Source organism: Alicyclobacillus hesperidum subsp. aegles, from assembly GCF_027923525.1.
Lineage (GTDB): Bacteria > Bacillota > Bacilli > Alicyclobacillales > Alicyclobacillaceae > Alicyclobacillus > Alicyclobacillus aegles.
In genome coordinates this window covers 1-603 of sequence record NZ_BSBJ01000052.1, presented here as the reverse complement: position 1 = coordinate 603, position 603 = coordinate 1, and the positions used below count along the sequence as shown (strand labels likewise).

Sequence of the window (603 nt, the reverse complement as noted above, 5' to 3'; positions counted from 1 at the left end):
TACGACTTGACTACGGCGTCGAATGGCCGGCGAAGGTGTATCGAAACGGGCAAATCGTCCGGATGACACAAGCGGAGTTCAAACGATTTACGGGAGCCTACTGAGGCTCTTTTTTTCATGCTGAAAGGGGGTGAGAATCACGACCAAAGCGTATTATGCCAGTCGCTTCTCACCAAACCTGTCCTTTACGCCGGAGGGCTTTCTAATCGCGCAGAATGTCTCGATCAGTCGTGCCGGCTGGTACGAGTATCTTGAAAGCGAGATCGGCCTGCCCGGAAACAACATCGTGCGTGTCTTCCGGCCGCCAGAAGAAGTGTTTAGTGCCGCTGCGATGGCGAGCTTCGAGGGCAAGCCCGTGACGGACCGACATCCTCCAGACGGCGTATCACCGGAGGACGCGGCGGTCTATGTCAAGGGAACCGCGCGCAACGTTCGGCGCGGCACAGGCGAGGACAGCGATCTCCTGTTCGCCGATCTCATCATCTACGACAAGCGCCTCATCGACGAGATCATGGGCGGCAAGCGAGAAGTCTCTGCAGGCTATGAGTGCGACTACGTCCCGCAAGAGGACGGCACGTACTTGCAGGTCAACATCGTCGGCAA

1 protein-coding gene is annotated in these 603 nt (G+C 57.5%); it reads left to right on the top strand.

Annotated elements, in window-relative coordinates:
- Nucleotides 1-130 precede the first annotated feature (130 nt).
- Nucleotides 131-603 (top strand): DUF2213 domain-containing protein (locus QMF38_RS11410; RefSeq protein ID WP_281759502.1); only part of this gene is annotated, 473 nt, incomplete at its 3' end.